Origin of the sequence: Limnoglobus roseus, assembly GCF_008254045.1 — a bacterium.
GTDB classification, from domain to species: domain Bacteria; phylum Planctomycetota; class Planctomycetia; order Gemmatales; family Gemmataceae; genus Limnoglobus; species Limnoglobus roseus.
On record NZ_CP042425.1, the window covers coordinates 5,944,855 to 5,963,730 of the forward strand.

At 63.9% G+C, this 18,876-nt stretch carries 15 protein-coding genes; 5 read left to right on the forward strand and 10 right to left on the reverse strand.

Features of this window, described 5'->3' with window-relative positions:
- Positions 1 to 2: 2 nt before the first annotated feature.
- Together PX52LOC_RS25055 and PX52LOC_RS25060 are read right to left on the reverse strand one after the other, a co-directional pair.
- Entirely contained in the window at positions 3 to 1,244 is a 1,242-nt protein-coding gene (locus tag PX52LOC_RS25055) for a hypothetical protein (protein ID WP_149112651.1), read from the reverse strand.
- 64 nt (positions 1,245 to 1,308) lie between these two features.
- The gene (locus PX52LOC_RS25060; protein WP_149112652.1) at positions 1,309 to 1,719 is read right to left on the reverse strand and encodes a cytochrome c; all 411 of its coding nucleotides are present in this window, start codon (positions 1,717 to 1,719) and stop codon (positions 1,309 to 1,311) included.
- 236 nt (positions 1,720 to 1,955) lie between these two features.
- On the opposite strand from PX52LOC_RS25060, the gene PX52LOC_RS25065 reads away from it, so the two are divergent.
- Positions 1,956 to 4,439: a tetratricopeptide repeat protein gene (locus PX52LOC_RS25065; RefSeq protein ID WP_149112653.1), complete on the forward strand. Its 2,484-nt coding sequence runs from the start codon at positions 1,956 to 1,958 to the stop codon at positions 4,437 to 4,439.
- Positions 4,440 to 4,451: 12 nt separating this feature from the next.
- Here PX52LOC_RS25065 and PX52LOC_RS25070 read toward each other — a convergent pair whose 3' ends face one another.
- The 4 genes from PX52LOC_RS25070 to PX52LOC_RS25085 are packed head-to-tail and all read right to left on the reverse strand — an operon-like array spanning position 4,452 to position 7,713.
- Complete coding sequence (locus tag PX52LOC_RS25070) at positions 4,452 to 4,796, reverse strand: hypothetical protein (RefSeq protein ID WP_149112654.1); 345 nt, start codon at positions 4,794 to 4,796, stop codon at positions 4,452 to 4,454.
- Positions 4,797 to 4,810: 14 nt separating this feature from the next.
- Positions 4,811 to 6,040 carry an AI-2E family transporter gene (locus PX52LOC_RS25075; RefSeq protein ID WP_149112655.1) on the reverse strand — a complete coding sequence of 410 codons (1,230 nt, stop codon included), beginning with the start codon at positions 6,038 to 6,040 and terminating at the stop codon, positions 4,811 to 4,813.
- A complete protein-coding gene (locus tag PX52LOC_RS25080; RefSeq protein WP_149112656.1) occupies positions 6,037 to 6,930 on the reverse strand; it encodes a bifunctional 5,10-methylenetetrahydrofolate dehydrogenase/5,10-methenyltetrahydrofolate cyclohydrolase in 894 nt (297 codons plus the stop codon). Before PX52LOC_RS25080 ends, PX52LOC_RS25075 begins: the two co-directional genes overlap by 4 nt.
- A gap of 15 nt (positions 6,931 to 6,945) precedes the next feature.
- The gene (locus PX52LOC_RS25085) at positions 6,946 to 7,713 is read right to left on the reverse strand and encodes an SIR2 family NAD-dependent protein deacylase (RefSeq protein ID WP_149112657.1); all 768 of its coding nucleotides are present in this window, start codon (positions 7,711 to 7,713) and stop codon (positions 6,946 to 6,948) included.
- Between the two features lie 303 nt (positions 7,714 to 8,016).
- Here PX52LOC_RS25085 and cimA point away from each other — a divergent pair, with 303 nt between their 5' ends.
- From cimA to PX52LOC_RS25100, 3 genes are read left to right on the forward strand one after another with little or no spacing between them, the layout of a single operon-like run.
- A complete protein-coding gene (cimA, locus tag PX52LOC_RS25090; RefSeq protein ID WP_149112658.1) occupies positions 8,017 to 9,597 on the forward strand; it encodes a citramalate synthase in 1,581 nt (526 codons plus the stop codon).
- On the forward strand, positions 9,587 to 12,586 hold the full coding sequence (locus tag PX52LOC_RS43445; RefSeq protein WP_149112659.1) for a valine--tRNA ligase: 3,000 nt from the start codon (positions 9,587 to 9,589) through the stop codon (positions 12,584 to 12,586). The genes cimA and PX52LOC_RS43445 overlap by 11 nt, the downstream gene beginning before the upstream one ends.
- Before the next feature lie 7 nt (positions 12,587 to 12,593).
- The gene (locus tag PX52LOC_RS25100) at positions 12,594 to 13,037 is read left to right on the forward strand and encodes a type II secretion system protein GspG (protein WP_149112660.1); all 444 of its coding nucleotides are present in this window, start codon (positions 12,594 to 12,596) and stop codon (positions 13,035 to 13,037) included.
- A 41-nt stretch (positions 13,038 to 13,078) separates the two neighbouring features.
- On the opposite strand, the gene truB is transcribed toward PX52LOC_RS25100, so the two are convergent.
- The 3 genes from truB to PX52LOC_RS25115 all read right to left on the reverse strand — a co-directional run bounded on the left by truB (position 13,079) and on the right by PX52LOC_RS25115 (position 15,924).
- Positions 13,079 to 13,759, reverse strand: coding sequence for a tRNA pseudouridine(55) synthase TruB (gene truB, locus PX52LOC_RS25105; protein WP_149112661.1), 681 nt, complete (start codon positions 13,757 to 13,759; stop codon positions 13,079 to 13,081).
- Positions 13,760 to 13,762: 3 nt separating this feature from the next.
- Entirely contained in the window at positions 13,763 to 15,076 is a 1,314-nt protein-coding gene (gene purD / locus PX52LOC_RS25110) for a phosphoribosylamine--glycine ligase (RefSeq protein WP_149112662.1), read from the reverse strand.
- Between the two features lie 89 nt (positions 15,077 to 15,165).
- The gene (locus PX52LOC_RS25115; protein ID WP_149112663.1) at positions 15,166 to 15,924 is read right to left on the reverse strand and encodes a 3-keto-disaccharide hydrolase; all 759 of its coding nucleotides are present in this window, start codon (positions 15,922 to 15,924) and stop codon (positions 15,166 to 15,168) included.
- Between the two features lie 340 nt (positions 15,925 to 16,264).
- Here PX52LOC_RS25115 and PX52LOC_RS25120 point away from each other — a divergent pair, with 340 nt between their 5' ends.
- Positions 16,265 to 18,004 (forward strand): hypothetical protein, encoded by a 1,740-nt coding sequence (locus tag PX52LOC_RS25120; protein WP_149112664.1) that lies wholly within the window; start codon positions 16,265 to 16,267, stop codon positions 18,002 to 18,004.
- Between the two features lie 69 nt (positions 18,005 to 18,073).
- On the opposite strand, the gene PX52LOC_RS25125 is transcribed toward PX52LOC_RS25120, so the two are convergent.
- The gene (locus tag PX52LOC_RS25125; RefSeq protein WP_149112665.1) at positions 18,074 to 18,796 is read right to left on the reverse strand and encodes a DUF480 domain-containing protein; all 723 of its coding nucleotides are present in this window, start codon (positions 18,794 to 18,796) and stop codon (positions 18,074 to 18,076) included.
- Positions 18,797 to 18,876: the final 80 nt, after the last annotated feature.

The following is an 18,876-nucleotide window of genomic DNA, read 5'->3' on the forward strand; positions in this document are numbered from 1 at the left end:
AGTCAGTCGTCGCTGAACGGCCCGCGGAAGAAGTACGATTCGTTCGCGGGCTGGTAGACGATTTTCAAGGCTTCCCCGGTCATCGGCTTACTGCCGTCGGCCAGCGAGCGGTGGGCGAAATCCAGCATCGTGCTCGTCAGTAGCGTTCGCTCGACGGGGTAGGGCGACTTGCCGGTGGTGAAGAACTGCTCGATGTAGTATGTCAGCGGGTCGAAGAACCGCGCCCCCGGTGGCAGTGGCAGATAGAAGCCGGTGGCCTGTGGCTTCGGGTCGCCGGCGAACTTCACGCCGATGGTGAAGTCGGCCACGTAGCCCGGCAGGTGCAACAGCGTCGCACGGGTGCCGTCGATGTACTCCACACGGAAGGCGCTCGGCTTCTCGACGTGGTCGCGCGGCGAACCGTAGTCGCGGCTGCCGCTCCGCCGCAGGGCGGCCTCGGCCACGTCCTTATCCCAGTCGCCTCGGTCCCACGCCTTCCAGACGGCGTCGCCCTGAATCGTGGCGATGCTCTTCACGCCCGTCTCGCCGCCGGCCCGCCGTTCGAGGACGTTTTGCAACACCTCCAGCGCGTGGAAGCCGTAGACTTCCAGGTCCGACGCGAAGCAGACGACGGCCTCTTGAACCTTCGCCCCGAAGGGCGGCTCCCACTCCGGCTGCCGCCACGTTACCGGCAGCGACGACCCGGCCATCAGGCCGAAGCCCATCGCCTTCGCGGTGTCGTACATCTTACGGGCCTTCACGTGGTCGTAGGACAGGTGCTTGTCCACGAAGACCGGCACGCTGCGGCCGCTGGTTTTGAAGACCTCGACGATCTGTTCGAAGAACTCGTACCGCGGGTAGAGGATCTGGCCGAGCTTGTTCCGCGGGTAGTCGCCGTGCTCGCAGATGAGCATCACACCTTCCACGTCGAGCTTGCCCTTGCCGCCGAGGGCGGCCGTGATGGTGTCGGCGATCTCGAAGTTCTTCTTCTTGGCGAGGTCGCGGGACAGGTCTTTCCGCGCGCCGTCGGCGTGGTACTGGTCGTTGAACATCCGCACGAGTTGGAACGGCGGCTGGTGGTGTTGGCCCTTGAGCGTGTAGCCGGAGAGGAACCGCCCGGCGATGTGGTAGGCGTGCGAGAGCTTGTGGTAGACGCTGTTGACGGACGCGATTCGCTTCGGCTTGGCGTCGGCGGCCGCGAGCCGAGGGACGAAGGTAGCCGCCGCGGTCCACGCGGCCGTGCGGAGGGCGTCGCGTCGGTTCATATCGCGTCTCCAAAAACGAGAACGGCCGATCCACAGGATCGGCCGTTGGTTGTCGGTGGGTACGTTACTTGTGGGCGTCGTGGCAACCCTTGCAGGTCGCGCCGAACTTCTTGACGCCGGCCTGGACGGCGGCGTTATCCTTCTTGTCGGCCCCGTCGGCGATCTCGGTCACGATCTCCGAGAACCCCTTGGTGTGCTTCTCCCACGACTCCTTGTCACCCTTCTTGGCCACGTTCTTGGAGAGAGCTTCGCTGTAGGTCTTGAGTTCTTTGCCGTCCTTTTGGGCCTCGTCCCAATTGCCGTCTTTGGCGGCCGTCGAGGTCTTGGCGACTAGCCCGTTCTTGCCCGGAACCTTCTTCATGATCTCCTTGGTCGTCGGCGTCTTCTTGTCCTTGTCGTCCGCCGCGTACGTGCTGAAGGTCATTGCGAAGGCCGTGATGCTCAGGCAGGCCACCAACCGTCGAACGCTCGTCATTCCGAATCCTCGAAACAGGTATCTAGTCCGTGCGAACGGTGCGACCACCGCACGTTCAGCAAGGAAAACTATATTCCCTCCTGAAACCGCGGGGAAACGAAATTTGGCTCGTTTTAATCTGCCGGCCCGCCCCGCCCCGGCCGAATCGACCCGCCGCACGGTCGCCGCACCTTTCTCGGTCCGTGCCGCTTCCCTATCCTCAACTGCAATCCCTCCAAGACTTGGTACCGTTGGCCATGCCGCCGATCCTCCGTGAATACCTGCTCAAAGGCGTCTTCCTCGCCCTGTGGGCTTACCTCGCTCTCGTACTCCCTCCGAGTAACCCCGACTGGTCGCGGTTCGGCGTCGTCCTCGCCTTCGCCGGCGGCGGGCTGGCGCTCGGCCTGATCGCAGGGGCGGCGGTCCAAGTTCGCCGCGGCCTGAGGCCGTCGGCCAATCCGGCGGCCTTCCCGCTTGTGGTACTCCTCGAAAGCCCGTACTGGATTTACGCCGGCCTCATCCTCGGCCTGGCGGTCGGGCTAGTCAGCATGGTCGAGGTCCGTTCCGAAGAACCGATCACCGGCTGGCTGGCGTACTTCGTCGTTGGCGGGGCGATCCTCGGTTACGGCTTCTTCCAACTCCGTCAGGTCAAGGAATGGTTGTGGCGGTTCCTGTTCGGGGCGGTCATCGGGGCGATTCTCGTCTACCTCGCCATCGACTACCTTGAGCCGCTTCTGGGCGGCCTCACCGGCAACGTGGCGAAGAGGAATTTCTCGATCGTCCTGCTCGCCGGGCTGCCGTTCTTCTACCTGCTGACGTTCTGCGGCGAGGCGGAGGAGTCGGAGGTCGAGATCGCGGCCATCTGTGCCGCCCTCGGCATTGGCCTCTACCTGTTCGGCCTGGAGTCGGGCCTGGAACAACTCGCTGGCAAGCTGATCCTGCTCGCGCCGCTCATCGTTTATTTCGTGTACGCCACGCGCATCCTGCCGGGGTTGCGAATCTTCAAACATACCCTCCGCGGCTACTCGGCCATCCAGATCGGCGACCACCTGAGCGCCCTGCTGTGGTTCAAGCAAGCCCTCCGGCTCGACTCGCGGAACGACCTGGCCCGACAGGGCATGTTGACGTTGCACCACCAGGTCGATGTCACGAAACTGCCGCCCGATTCGGAAATTCTCAAGCACCTCGATTACGGCTTCTGCCTCGATCAAGCGACCGCCTACCTGATCGGTGGGCGTGCGCCGTCGCCGGTGGAACGCGCGAAAGCCGACCGATTGCTAGCGCTCGTCGAACAGCAGTCGCCCCGGTTGGCCGCACGGGTCGATTACCTGCGGATTGTGTCGTTGGCCCACGCGAAACAGTTCGATGAAGCGGCCGGCCTGTTGGGTCGCCTCCTCAGCCCGGAAACGCCTTACGAAGCAGCGGTCCGCCAGGGCGTTCTGTTCCCGGCGTGGGATCTGGCGCTGCGGCTGCACCCGGAACTGGTGAAACGGCTGGGGGGGGAGGAATTGGCGAAGCCCGGCCGGCGGATGGAGGCGATTGCCGCGACGGAACGCCAACTGGCCGCCGAGCCGAACGACGCGACCGCGGCCGAGATGAAGGCGATCCTCTACGCCTCACTCACCGAGGCCGAGTTTGTTGCCGACGCCGCCTCGGGCTTGCCGACCGAGTTCAACTACGACTACGCCGAACAACTCGGCCTCGCGCTTGTCGATCAGGCGGACGCGGTTCAGCAAGACCGCGGCTCGGCGTTCCTGCGAATTGCCGGCCGGGGGCTGCCTCAACGCGGGCCGACCATCTTCAAGAAACTCGCCGACATCGCGACTGCCGCCGGTCGAACCGACGAAGCCCGCGGCTACCTCGAACAAGTCAAGCGCAGCGGCGTCCTCGCAGGGCCGAAGGCGCTGACCGAGGATCAGCGGGCGATTTACTTCACCACACTTCGACAACTGTCGGCCGACGCCGAGGCCCGCGGGGACTACGAGAACGCCATCGGCGACCTGCGACTCTACCAGGAAAGTGGCAAGAATGCCCTCGAAGGTTACCGCAAGCTCGCCGACCTGTACGAGAAGAACAAGGATGCTCCGAACGCGATCCTCAACGCTCTGCTCATGACCGAGACGGGGCTGATCTATAACGCGACTGACCGCGACTTCCTGGCCCGGAAGGACAAGTATTACTTCAACGTCGGTGTTGAGAACCTCCGCGAGATGAAGGACAAAGTCGAGCGGTTCTTCGACGTAGATTACTGTTCGCGGAAGGCGAAACTCATCCTCGACCAGCGGGACGTGGACGCTGATTCTCTGGATTGGGCGTTGCACCTCGTCCGGTTGGCGAAGGTGATGAAGCCTCAGGACACGGCCGTGCGGCTGGCCGAAGCCCGGTGCCTGCTACGGCAGGGCGACCGCGATGCCGCGCTGTTCGAATTGGAAAACATTCGCGAGCAGAAGGTTAGCGGGGCGACCGACGAGGATGCCTGGTACGACGCGACCCGCACCCTCGGCAACCTGTACCTGAACGAACTCAACCGGCCGGACCTTGCGGTCCATTGTTTCCTCGACTACCGCGACTACTCCAAGAGCGGGGCCGACACACTCTTCAACATCGCCCGCTGTTACGAGGGCATGAACGAGACTCGCAACGCGATCAAATTCTACGAGGCCGTGACGGCCTACGAAGAACACCCGAAGTACTGGGACGCGAAGCAGGCGATGGACCGATTGAAGGATCAGCCGACTTGACGCCGGGCCGGCTCAGAATCGCGGCAAGTCGAAGAACACCGTGAACAGGACGGTTAGCACGCTTACTTTTACCGTGAACATGCACAGAGCCACGATGCCGAGCAACCGGCCGACGCGGGCGTTCGACTCGCCGGTCGGGTCCATGCGGCCTTCCTCGATAGCCTTCAGGCAGTCCGCCCCCACTAGCCACGCAACTAAGCCCAACGGGCCGAACAGCAGGGAGACGATGCCGAGGGCGAGGGCGACCTTCGTGCGGTCGGGGCGGTCGAACTCGTTGCCGTCCGGCTCGCTCGGCCGCGGGACGCCTTGCCATCGCTGAACGACCGGCCACTCCTCAACCCAGGGTCGTCGTCGCATTGTGCCTCCGTGCGTTAGACGTTCGGGTTGACGGGGGTGGTGGCCGATTTCTCGGCCGGGCTCTCCATTACTATCGTGGCATCTCCGTCGAACGCTTTCAAGGGATTCGGCACAGTTTCGCTCGCCGGCACCGTCGCCGAGGCGGGGTAGCCGGAGGACGCTTCCTCCGAACTGAGCAGGTCGCCGTAAGGCTGCCACCCTTCGACGTGCAGCAACACGGCCTTCAGAATTGCCATCAGCGGCATGGCCAGGAACAGGCCGGCGATGCCCCAGACGAGGTTCCAGTAGAGGCACGCGATCATCACCGTCGTCGCGTTCAGGTCCATACTCCGGCCCATCACCCACGGCACGATGATGTACCCCTCGAATGTCACCACGCAGGCGTACACGATCATGATGAAGAGGGCGACCACCGGCTGCCCGAGGATCAGGGCTTCCAGGATCGGCAGCGTGCCCGCGGCCACGGTGCCGATGTACGGGACGTAGGTAAAGACGAATGTCACCACGCCCCAAAGGGCGTACTGTTCCAGGCCGAGCGAGCGGTAAAAAACGGCGAGTGCCAAGGACAGTCCCAGGTTCACGGCCGTCCGCCAATACAGGTACGTTCGAATTGACTCGGCGATGGCGGCCAGGGCCTTCGTCACGCGAACCTGGGTGTCGCCGCCGGTACCGAAAATGGCCCGCACTTTCTTCGCGAGGATCTCGGCCTCCATCAGCAGGAAGAGCACGATGAACAGGATGAGCAGCAGTTCGGTCATTTGCCGGAGGCCGACAGCCGCGATCTCCTTGATGGTGTCGCCCACGTTCTTCGGCGTGAACAGTTCCTTGATGCTCTTGTAGATGTTCGAGTCGTCGGCCTTTGGCGGCATGACGGTCGCCATGTTGCCGGGCAGGAACGAGTTCAGGTTCTGGGCCAAATCTTCATACCGCTGCTTCCACCCGCTCGGTCCGTCCTCAGTCGTCGGCAGACTGTTGACGAATTTCGGGATGGAAATGGCCGCGACGCTGAACACGACGCCGGCCATGAGGATGAGGATGAAGATCGATGTGAAGCAGGACACGAACCACGGCAGCCGGATCTTCGTGTGCAGCCAGCACGCCAGCGGGTAGAGCAGGGCGGCGAGCAACGCCGAGAGGGTCAGCGGGATGAAGATCGACGAGCCGAAGTAGAGCGCGACCGATACTCCCAGGAGGCCGAGGGCGTTCAGGCCGTATCGCGTGAAGGCGGTGAGATTCAGGTTCATGTGGGCTCACTCGGGGAACCGTCGATTCGTTCGGCCGCTCGGAGAGTGTTGTAGAGTAACATGGTAATGGTCATCGGGCCAACCCCGCCCGGCACCGGCGACAGCCAACCGGCCACGTCGGTTACTTTCGGGTCCACGTCGCCGCGGAGTTTACCGTCCACCACCGTCGTCCCCACGTCGACGACCACCGCCCCCGGCTTCACCATGTCGGCGGTGACGCAGCCCGGTTGCCCCACGGCCGCGATCAGGACATCCGCACCGCGGCAAACGGCCGCGAGGTTCGCCGTCCGTGTGTGGGCGACGGTCACGGTCGCGTCGCCGCCGGCCGGGTTCGCTTTGGTCGCCTTCTGCATGAGCATGAGCGCCAGCGGCTTGCCCACGATGTTACTCCGGCCCAGGACCACGACCTGCTTGCCGGACCATTCGAGACCGTTCCGCGAAACCAACTGCACGACGCCGTGCGGGGTGCAAGGGTAGTATCGGGGGTGGCCGGTCGTTACGCGGCCGACGTTTTCGGGGTGGAAGCAATCGACGTCCTTCAACGGCGTGACCGCGTGGATCACGGCCTCTTCGCGGATCTGCTTCGGCAGCGGCAACTGCACGAGAATCCCGTGAACCGCCGGGTCGGCGTTGAGGGTGTCGATCAGGGAGAGGAGTTCTTGTTCAGAAGTATCGCCCGGCAGGTGGTACAGCCAGTTCGCCATGCCGATTTCGTCGCACGACTTCCGCTTGTTGCGGACGTAGGTGTGGCTCGACGGGTTCTCGCCGACGAGTACGGCCGCCAACCCAGGCGGCCGCTTCCCGGCGGCCACGCGGTCGGAGACTTCCTTCGCCATTTCCCGGCGCATCTCTTGGGCAAGGGCTTTCCCGTCCAGTCGGTTCGCGGTCATCGTGTTCTCGTTGGCCTACAGGTCGATTCCCAGTTTCTCGCATAGTTTCGGCAAAGTCACGCCGGAGGGGCCGTAGAGGCCGATGTCGGCCATCGTGCTGGCTTCCGTGCGGGTCAAGTTGCACTCGATGACCGTCGCGCCGGGCGACTTCGATCGCTTCGCGATCGGGATCAGGCTCGCGGCCGGGTAGACAACGGCCGACGTGCCGACGACGAGCAGCACGTCGCACTCGCCGGCCGCTTGCTGGGCGTTCCACCACACGTCATCCGGCAAGGCTTCGTGGAACCAGACGATGTCGGGGCGGAGCCGGCCGCCGCACGGCCCGCACTCGGGCATGTCGGCGAGCGGTTCGACGCCGCGGTCCTGAATCTCCCCGCAGGCGGTGCAACGGGTCCGGCGGAGGCTGCCGTGGATTTCGAAGACGCGCTGACTGCCGGCGGCTTGATGGAGGCCGTCCACGTTCTGGGTGGCGATGCTGAAGTTCTCGCCCCAGTGCCGTTCCATCGCGGCCAGGGCAAGGTGGCCGGCGTTCGGCGATACGGTTTTTACGTTGGCCCGCCGGGCGTTGTAGAACTTCCACACGAGGCCGGGGTCGCGCTCGAAACCGGACGGCGTGGCCACATCTTCGATGCGGTGGCCCTCCCATAGCCCGTCGGACGCGCGGAAGGTCGGTACGCCGCTCTCGGCCGACACGCCCGCGCCGGTTAGGACCGCCACTTTCGAGGCGTGCCGCAGTGCCTCGGCGGCGTGAGTCAGGGCGATTTCGAGTTCGTCGTCGGCCATGATCGCCTCGGGGGAATAGTCTGGAAGATACCGGAAGTGGCCGCCCGAAACAAGCAAGGGCCGAACCCGGCGGGCGTTGACTTTGTCCCGAATAGGGATACATTTCCTCTCAGACGAACCGTTTCTGGAGTTCCCGTGACCGATTCCTTCCTGCCTCGGGTTGTCGCGATTGCGATTACCGCTGCGCAGGGAGTGCGCGTCGTCGGCACGGCTTAACCTCTGGGCGTTCGAAAACACCTTCGCACCCCGGGGCCGGAACGCTTCGGGGTTTTTCATTCCCACAAAGACTCAGGTCGACACCACATGACGCGCGTGGCCATCTACGATACCACCCTCCGCGACGGCAGTCAGGGCGAAGGGGTGAACTTCTCGTTGCAGGACAAACTCCTCCTCACCAAGCGACTCGACGACCTCGGCGTCGATTATATCGAAGGCGGCTACCCGCTCTCGAACCCGAAGGACGCCGAGTACTTCCGCGCGGTTCGCGACCTGCCACTGAAGCACGCGAAGGTCGTGGCCTTCGGCATGACCCGCCGCAAGAACGGTTCGGCCGAGTCCGACGGTGGCCTGAAGGCATTGCTGGAAGGGAAGACCCCGATCGTCACGATCGTGGGCAAAACGTCGGCCTTCCAGGTGACGGAGATCATCGGCACGACGCTCGAAGAGAACGTGAAGATGATCGGCGACTCAGTCGCCTACTGCCGTGGTCAGGGCGTGGAAGTGTTCTACGACGCGGAGCACTTCTTCGACGGGTACAAGTTAAACCCCGAGTACGCCCTGCAAACACTGAAGGCCGCGGAAGCGGGCGGGGCGACGTGCATCATCCTCTGCGATACCAACGGCGGCACAATGCCGGAGCGCGTCGCGGAAGTCGTGGCCGTGGCCCGGCGCGAACTGAAAGCCGACATCGGCATCCACTGCCACAACGACTGCGAGTTGGCCGTGGCGAACACGCTGGCGGCCGTGCGAGCCGGGGCGACGCAGGTGCAGGGCACCATGAACGGCTTCGGCGAGCGCTGCGGCAACGTGGACCTCGTCAGTGCGATCGCCAACCTCGCCATCAAGTACGACTACGAGGTTCTCAAGCCGGGCAGCCTGCAACGGCTGACGGAGGTGTCGCGGTACGCCTACGAACTCGCGAACATGAACTTCCGCAGCGGCCAGCCGTTCGTCGGCCTGAGCGCCTTCGCCCACAAGGGGGGAATGCACACGCACGCCGTCGCGAAGAACCCGGCCAGCTACGAGCACATCGACCCCGCCCTCGTCGGCAACGAGCGGCGCATCCTGGTGAGCGAACTGTCCGGCCAATCGACGATCTTGTCGAAGACGCAGAAGTATCAGATCGCCCACGACAAGGCGACGATGGCGAAGATTCTGAACCAGGTGCAAGACCTGGAGAACGTCGGCTATGAGTTCGAGGCCGCGGAAGGGTCTTTCGACATCATCGTGAAGAAGGCCGTCGGCACGTACAAGCCGTGGTTCCAGCGGCTGGCGTACCGGGTGAACATCGAACAGCCCGCGACCGGCAAGCCGATTACCGAGGCGACGGTGAAGCTGAGCGTCGGCGGTTCCACGGAACACACCGTCAGCGAGGGCGACGGTCCGGTGAACGCCCTCGATGCCGCTTTGCGGAAGGCGCTCGTGCAGTACTTCCCGCGGCTCGACGAGATGCAGTTGGTCGATTACAAGGTGCGCGTCGTGAACCCGAAAGAAGGCACGGCCGCCCGCGTGCGCGTGGTCATCGAGTCGCGCGACCACCAAGACGTGTGGGGCACCGTCGGCGTCAGCGAAAACATTGTGGAAGCATCCTGGCTCGCGCTGAGCGACGCCATCGAGTACAAGCTGTTCAAGGACGAGGAAGGGACGACCAAAAATGGCAACTGAACTCCCGAAGGCCTACGAACCGAAAGCCGCCCAGGGGAAGTGGCTGAAGTTCTGGGCCGCGAAAGAGTACTTCCACGCGGACCCGGCGAAGTCGGGCGAGCCGTACACCATCGTCATCCCGCCGCCGAACGTGACGGGGGCGCTGCACATGGGGCACGCGCTCAACAACACGCTGCAAGACGTGCTCATCCGCTGGCGGCGGATGCAGGGCCGCAACACGCTCTGGATGCCGGGCACCGACCACGCCGGCATCGCCACGCAGGCGGTGGTGGAACGGCTGATCTTCAACACCGAGAAGAAGACCCGGCACGACCTCGGCCGCGAGGCGCTGGTGGCGAAGATTTGGGAGTGGAAGGACAAGTACGAGAAGCGAATTCTCGGCCAACTGCAAGAGATGGGGGCGAGTTGCGACTGGCAGCGCACCCGGTTCACACTCGACGAGACATGCGCGAAGGCTGTGCGCGAGACGTTCTTCCGCATGTTCCGCGACGGGTACATCTACCGCGGCAAGCGGCTGGTGAACTGGGACGCCCAACTGCAAACGAGCGTGGCCGACGACGAGACGTACACCGAGGACACGAAAGGCGGGTTCTGGACGTTCAAGTACGCCGTGGTGGGTCAGCCGGACACGTTCATCCGGTTCAGCACGACACGGCCGGAGACGATGCTCGGCGATACGGCCCTCTGCGTCCACCCGAGCGACGAACGATACAAGGCCCTCGTGGGCAAGATGGTTCTGCAACCGCTGGTGAACCGGGAGATCCCGATCATCGCCGACGCCCTGCTGGCCGACCCGACGCTCGGCACCGGCTGCGTGAAGGTGACGCCGGCCCACGACCCGAACGACTACGCCTGCTGGACCCGCAATCCGCAGATTGGCATCATCAACATCCTCAACCCGGACGGCACGATCAACGCCAACGGCGGCCCGTACAGCGGCCAACCGCGGGCGAAGGTGCGCGAGGCCGTGGTGCAGGCGATGGAGGAACTCGGGCTGTTCGAGGGTAAGGAAGACCGCGTCATCCCGCTGAAATACAGCGACCGCAGCAAGACGCCGATCGAGCCGTACCTGAGCGACCAGTGGTTCGTGAAGATGACCGACCGCGACGACGGCAAGCCGGGCCTCGCGCAGACGGCGATGGATGCCGTGACGGACGGCCGTGTGCAGTTCTTCCCGAAGCGGTACGAGAACTCCTACCTCGACTGGCTCGGCGAGAAGCGCGACTGGTGCGTGAGCCGGCAACTCTGGTGGGGCCACCGCATCCCGGTGTGGCGGCTCGGCCCGGTTCAGATGAATGAAGATGAATCGAACGGAATTGAAGGCCAGCTCGATCAAATCGCAAACGCGAGTCCCGAACGGATTTGCTGGCGCATCGAAACCACTGAACCCGACGAGGGCAACATCTCAACGGTGACGTTTTTGGTCTGCACTGGAGCGGATGCGGCTTCACTTGAAGCCGAGCTAGCGAAACTCGGCTTCGCGCAAGACCCCGACGTTCTCGACACGTGGTTCTCGTCTGCCCTCTGGCCGCACAGCACGCTCGGCTGGCCGGAGGCGACGCCGGATTTGAAGCGGTACTACCCGACCAGCACGCTGGTGACGAGCCGCGACATCATCACGCTGTGGGTGGCCCGCATGGTGATGACCGGGCTGTACAACACCGGCGAGGTGCCGTTCCGCCACGTGGTCATTCACCCGAAGATCATGGACGGCTTCGGCGAAGGCATGAGCAAGTCGAAGGGCAACGGCGTCGACCCGCTCGACATCATCGACCTGTACGGGGCCGACGCGATGCGGTTCGGCGTGGTGTCGCTGGCCACGGAGACGCAGGACAGCCGGATGCCGGTGTCGAACGTGTGCCCGCACTGCGGCACGCTGATCCCGCAGAAGCGGGAACACCAGAGCGGTAAGACGCGGCAGATCGTCTGCCCCGGCGACAAGGCGGCCGGCGTCGTGTGCGGCAAGCCGTTCCGGCCGAGCGGCCCGTGGCTCGAAGAAGACCCCGAACTGCCGACCGCGAAGGGGGCGTCCGAGCGTTTCGAGACGGGCCGCAACTTCGCCAACAAGCTCTGGAACGCGACGCGGTTCATCCTGATGAACCTCGAAGGCTATTCCGCCGCCCCGCTGGACCCGAATGCGCTGCCGACGGAAGACCGCTGGATTCTCAGCCGCCTGGCGACGACCGCGAAGGCGGTGACGGAAGCCCTGGAGGGCTACCGCTTCAGCGAAGTGGCGCGGCTCGTCTACGACTTCGCGTGGAACGAGTTCTGCGATTGGTACATCGAGATGAGCAAGGGCCGTCGCACCGACCCGGTGTGCCAGCGGGTGCTCGTCGGCGTGCTCGACGGCATCGTGCGGCTGATCCACCCGGTGATGCCGTTCCTGGCCGAGTCGCTGTGGCACGCGCTCAACGAAGCCGCCCCGATCCGGGGATTGCTGAAAGCGGAACCGGCCGGCGAGAGCGTGGCCGTGGCACCGTGGCCGGGCGATTTGGACTCGCTGATCGACGACACGACAGAGGGCAGCATCGCGCGGATGCAAGAGTTGGTCCGCGGCGTGCGTGAGATTCGCAATCGCTACATGCTCGACAAAGCCCCGCTCGACCTGAGCGTGAAGTGCAGCGACGCGACGGTGGCCGACTTGAATGCGCTGGCCCCGTTCATCAAGTTGCTCGGCGGTATCACGAACTTCACCTGCGGCCCGACGGCAGCGAAGCCGAAGCAAGCCGGGTCGATCCTGCACGCGCAGTTCGAGGGCTACGTGAACCTCGCCGGGTTGATCGACGTGCCGGCCGAGCTGAAGCGGCTGGAGAAGCAGATCGCCGACAAGAAGAAGATGCTCGACAGCATCCAGGGGAAGCTGAACAACGCTGGCTTCCTGGCGAAAGCCGCCCCGGAGCAGGTGCAGGAGACGCGCGACAAGGCCGCGGAATTGGAGTCGCAGATTCGAACGATGGCCGCGAACGAGGCGGAGCTAAAAGCCGTGTGAGGGGTCCATGCTGCAACCACCGCCAGACGATGACTGTCCCCCGGAACAAATCTCCCGATTCCGGGCACGAGCTTGCGGATTTGTGATTGGCTGCGCGGTGGTTGTAGGTGTTTTCGGTTACTTCTTCGATCCCTACGCGGGTGGTTCAAACAAGACTGATGACGCAATCAATATCTGCACGATGATGGAAGCTCAGTGCAAGGCGTACCTGCACAAGCGTGGCTCGCTGCCTACTTCCTTGCGAGAACTCGTGGCCCCCACGGATGGCCGCAGTCCGCTGCTCGACGGCGGACTGAACACGTTGCTCGATCCGTGGGGAAACCCATACCAGTACGATCCGAATCATCTCGACGAGAACGGCCAAGCCGACCCGATCGTCTTCACGGTTACGCCGAAGGGACGACAATTGATGAGCCAGAAGCGCATGCCGCGGTCACGGTTCCCCTGGTGACAATCAAAGCCCACCCGTCGCGACGGGTGGGCTTTCGCCCCTCAGTCTATCACACTCAGCGGTAGCAACGCGGACTGCGCCTTTTGGAAGTTCACGTCTAACGGCAGTGCGTTCTCGACGCGGAATACGCCCGTCCGGGTTCGTTGAAGTGTCTGCACCAGGCCGCCGCACTTCAGAGCCTCGCCCACATCGCGGGCAATGCTGCGGATGTACGTGCCTTTCCCGCAGTCGATCTCCAAGTCCAGGTGCGGCCACTCGTAGCCGAGCAGGTGGACCGCGTCCACGCGCACCGGCCGGGCGACCATCTTCACCTCCGCACCGCGACGGGCGAGGTCGTAAGCCCGCTGTCCGTCGATCTTCAACGCGGAGACGGCTGGTGGCACTTGCTGAATTTCGCCGACGAACCGCGTCAGTAGGTCGCGAATCTGCGCCTCGGTGGGAACTTCACCCGCCGGTGACGGTGTTAGGGTGCCGTCGGCGTCGTCGGTCGTGCTCGTGAAGCCGAGCAGCACGCGGGTGCGGTAGGTCTTGCCCATCGCCTGCACACGTTCGACGAGTTTCGTCGCCGCTCCGACGCACAGCACCAGCACGCCGGTCGCCAGCGGGTCGAGCGTGCCGGCGTGGCCGATCTTCGTGCCGCGAGCGAACCACTGCTGGGCGCGGTTCACCACGCTCCGCGAGGTCATGCCGGCGGGCTTGTCGATCACCAAGAAGCCGTTCATGGGTTACTTCTTCCGAAGGGCCTTGTCCGCGATGTCCGTCCGGTAGTGCGCGCCGGGGAACGTGATGAGCTTTACCGCCTCGTAGGCCCGCGCCTTTGCGGCCGCGAGATCGTCGCCGAGGGCGGTGACGGCCAGTACGCGGCCGCCGTCGGTCACGACCCGCTCGTTCTTCAGCGTCGTGCCGGCGTGGAACACCTTTACGTCCTTCAGTTCGGCCGCTTCGTCGAGGCCGAGGATTAACTTGCCGGTGTCGTACTTGCCGGGGTAGCCGCCGCTGCACATCACCACGCACACGGCCGGCCGCGGGTCGAATTCCAGTTTGCCGTCCTCGAAGTCGGTGAGGTTTTCGTCGGCGACCGCTTCCAGCAAATCGAGCAGGTCCGTCTTAAGCCGCATGAGGATCACCTGCGCTTCGGGGTCGCCGAACCGGCAGTTGTACTCCAGGACCCGCGGCCCCTGGTTCGTGAGCATCAGCCCAGCGAACAGGACACCGTTGAACGGGAAACGTTCGTTCTTGAACCCGCGCTTCATCGCGTGGACCGTCGGGACGAAGACACTCGCTTCCGCCTCGGCCACCAGTTCCGGCGTGCCGATCGGGGCGGGGCAGTACGTGCCCATGCCGCCGGTGTTCGGCCCTTTGTCGCCGTCGAAGGCGGGCTTATGGTCCTGCGTCGGCGGCAGCGGGAGGATCGTCCGCCCGGCCACGAGGGCCAGCATGGACAGTTCTTCGCCGTCGATTCGTTTCTCGACCACGATCCGCCGCCCGGCCTTCGGGCCGAACTCTTCCTTCACCATGATCCGGTCGACGGCCTTGAGGGCCTCGTTCATGTCCTTACACACCACCACGCCCTTGCCGGCCGCGAGGCCGTCGGCCTTCACCACGACCGGGTAATCGCGGGTCTCGATGTACGTGCGAGCGGCGGCCGGGTGGTCGAAGACGCGGAACTCGGCCGTCGGCACGTCGGCGTGCCGCATGATTTCCTTCGCGAAGACCTTACTCGCTTCGATGCGGGCCGCTTCCTTCGACGGGCCGAAGACCTTGAACCCGCGGCCGCGGAAGAAGTCGGCACAGCCGTTCGCCAGCGGGTCTTCCGGGCCGATCACTACCAGCGACACGCCTTCCTTCGCGGCCGTGCGGGCGACGCGGTCCCAGAGGTTCGGGTCGGTGGCGTCGATGGGAATGTTGATCGCGTCGAGGGCGGTCCCGGCGTTCCCCGGGGCGCAGAAGATTTTGCCGGCCCGCGGCGATTGGGCCAGTTTCCAGATGATGGCGTGCTCGCGGCCGCCCTTACCGATGACGAGGATGTTGATTTTCATGCTGTTCTCGTTTTACGGATCGCCGCGCCAGAAACGAGAAAGCCCGCGGGCGAACGTCCGCGGGCCTTCGAATTGCCGGGTAGACGCCCTTACTTCTTGAGCTCTTTCACTTCGATCTTCTTGAAGGACATGACCGAGCCGGGGTCGTGGCCTTGCAGGGCGAAGTGGCCCTTCGTGAAGAACTTGTCGCCAGGAATCGTGTAATCGACCATCGTCTTGCCGTTGGTCAGGATCGTGATCTTCGGCCCGACCGCGATGACTTCTTGCGTGAACCACTCGTCAGGGTTGTGGTTGGCCTTGCGGACGAGGTGCTTCTCGTCCCGGTCAATGCCGCTGGCGGGGTACAGGCTGCCGGACTTCACAGGGTCGCTGTGGGTAGCGTTGATCTGAATTTCGTAGCCCTTCGGGAAGCCGGGGCCGAATTCGGTGCGGATGTACTGGCCGCTGTTCCCCTTGTCGTTGATCTTCGCTTCGATGCGGTACTGGAAGTCGGTGTAGTCGCCGCGCTCGCTGAACAGGTGGCTGGCCGGGCCGCCGCCGAGGATCGTGCCGTCCTTGATCTGCCAGAGGGTGACTTCCTTGCCCGGCGTTTCGGTGCCGTCCTTCGCCTTCTTCGTCTTGGTCTTACCGACGAACGCGATCACCTTGCCTTCGGAGTTCTTCTGCTCAGTCACTGATTCGAATTCGCCGCTCGGCGGGTTGACCATCTTCCAACCGGTAAAGTCCTTGCCGTTGAAAAGCTGGACCCAACCGTCATCCGCTTTCTTATCGTCGGCGACGGCCGGTTGAGCGAATGAAACGCCCAGGACGGCGCTTACGCCGAGGAAAATTTTTCGAATGCTCAACATCGTGCCTACTCCCAGAGAGGTGATCGAACGGGGGGACCGTTCAGTGCTTGAGTCGAATCTCTGAAATCGTATGTGGCGGTATCCGAGTTGCCAGAATCAATTCCTAAACTCCGCACAACCGGAAGGCGTGATCTTGGAAAAATCCTCAGAACCAACCGAGTTTACGTTGTCGGTCATTGGGGGATTGGCTAAGCTTCTCGTGAACTGGAAATTCTGCACAGTGTGGGAAAGATAGACCGGTTAGGTCGTCAGGGATGACAGGAATACGATTTTCTATCGCCCAGACCCGTGTGTAATACGACCCAGTCCCTTCTTCCCCCTCGTTTCCTGGAGTATTCAGATGAAGCGTCGAGTTTATGTGGCTGCGGTGATGGGTGCAGCCGCCTGGCTGGCCTCGACCCCAACCCAGTCGTTCGCTTTCGGTGGTAAGCGAAAGGCCGTCTGCGCGAGCCCGGCCGTGACCGAATGCGCCCCGGCTCCAGCGGCTTGCGGTGGTTGCAGCGATGCGGTCATCACGGCTCCTTGTGCCGCCCCGGCTGCCCCGGCCGCGCCCTGCGCCCCGGCCACGACGACCCAAGTCGTCACGAAGTACAAGGTGGAAGCCCGCACCCGCCAAGTGCCGGTCGAGTACAAGAAGGAAGTGTGGAAGGACGAGAAGTACACGTACACCGTTCAAGTGCCGGTCACGACGAACGAAAAGCACAAGGTCACCGAACACAAGCAAGTTTGGGCCGACGAGCCGTACTCCTACCAAGTCAGCAAGTGCGTGACGGTCAACGAGCCCCGCACGGTGACGGAGAACAAGGCGGTGTGGGTCGACGAGCCGTACACGTACACGGTGAACGTGCCGGTGACGACGAGCGAGAAGCGGACGGTGACGGAGAACAAGGCGGTGTGGGTCGACGAGCCGTACACGTACACGGTGAACGTGCCGGTGACGACGAGCGAGAAGCGGACGGTGACGGAGAACAAGGCGGTGTGGGTCGACGAGCCGTACACGTACACGGTGAACGTGCCGGTGACGACGAGCGAGAAGCGGACGGTGACGGAAAATAAGACCGTCTGGGTTGACGAGCCGTATTCCTACACCGTTCAAGTGCCGGTCACGACGTACACGGACGAAGTCCGCACGAAGACCGTTTGCGTGCCGCAAACCGTGACCGAGTGCGTGCCGTACACGCACACGGTGCGGGTGCTCGTGGGATCGGGTTGCGGCTCCGCAGCCCCGGCTTGTGCCCCGTCCTGCTCCCCGTGCGGCGCGGCGGCCCACTGCGGCGGGTGCGCGGCCACGGCGGCCCCGACGTACGCCTGCCAGACGGTGACGGAAATGAAGTCCGTCACGAAGACCGTCTACACGCAACACGCCGAATCGTACACCGTTCGCGTCCCCCACACGACGTGCACGACCGAAACCAAGACCGGTACGCGGAAGGTGTGCAAGGTCGTCGCGGAAACGAAGGAGATCACGGTCCCGGTGACGACGTGGACGACGAAGACGGAATCGGGCACGCGGAAGGTATGCAAGGTCGTCGCCGAGACGAAGGAAATCACGGTCCCGGTGACGACGTGCAAGACCGAAACCAAGACGGGCACGCGGAAGGTGTGCAAGGTCGTCGCGGAAACGAAGGAGATCACGGTCCCGGTGACGACGTGGACGACGAAGACGGAAACGGGCACGCGGAAGGTGTGCAAGGTCGTCGCCGAGACGAAGCAAGTCACCGTTGCCGTTAACAAGCTCGTCACCGAAACGGTCAACGCCACCCGAAAGGTGTGCAAGGTCGTCGCGGAAGAGAAGGAAGTCACGGTCCCCGTGACGACCTGGAAGGCCGAGACGAAGGAAGGCACCCGCAAGGTTTCGACGTGGGAAACCGTCAAGGAAGTGAAGACGGAAACCTACAACGAGTGTATCCCGTACCAAGAGACGATCGAAGTGCCGGTCGCTTCCCCGTGTGGCACCGTCGCCCCGTCCTGCGGTGGCTGTGAGGCCGCCGCTACCTCCAGCTGCTCCGCTCCGGCCGCGACCTGCGGTTCGTCCCACGGTGGCTTCCTGAAGGGCCTCTTCGGCAAGAAGTGCAAGTAAGTTCTAGCCGTCAACAACAATGCCCGCGGACATCGGTCCGCGGGCATTTTCGTTTCCCCGTTGATCGATTCAACGATTTAATCGAAGCTCCGCGAGTTGCTCTCGAAGGGCCGCGACTTCGGACCGGAGCCGGGCAATGTCTTCGAACGCCTGACCCAGCCGTTCTTGAACGGCCGCCAACTGATCGGCCCCGACGCTCGCCCCGCGAGATGTCGGCGACGGCCCGCCCGCCGCGTTGCCGAACGTCGCCCGGGCGGCTTCCAACTCTTCCGGCGGGTGGAAGCCGTGGGTCAACACGCATCCGCGGCGGTCCGGCGGTGTCAGGTAGACGACCAGCCCGCGATCGGCCAAGGGTTTCAACAGCGTCTTGAGCAGGTCGAGGTCGGCGATGTCGTCCATCCGACCGACTCGCCCGCGGAGGTCGCCTTCGGACTGCGGGCCGCGCAACAATAGTTCCGCAAGGATCGAGAGCTCGACCTTGCCAACCCGCCAGTTCTCGTAGAGCAGGTGCCGCCAGCGTTCGACTCGCCCGCCGGTGATTTTCGACACCCATCCGCCGCCCTGCAACTGCGTCAGGGTCGTTTCCACGTCGTCTTCGTCTAGGTCCAGCACCGGGTCGCGGTTCGACTTCTGATTGCACCCGGTGGTGATCGCGTTGATCGACATCGGGTAAGCGTCGGGCGACTTGGAGGTCTTCTGCTTCTCGATCAGGACGCCGAGTACCCGGCGGTCGAGGATCGACAGGGGCGGCCACACTTCCGGCTCCGGCGGGGCGGGGGCTTCGTTGGACATGCCTGAACCTCCAGAAATGGAAGAGAGCCTGCCGCGTCAGCAACGCGGTAGGCTCTCTTGTAGACGGCCGGGGCCGGAAC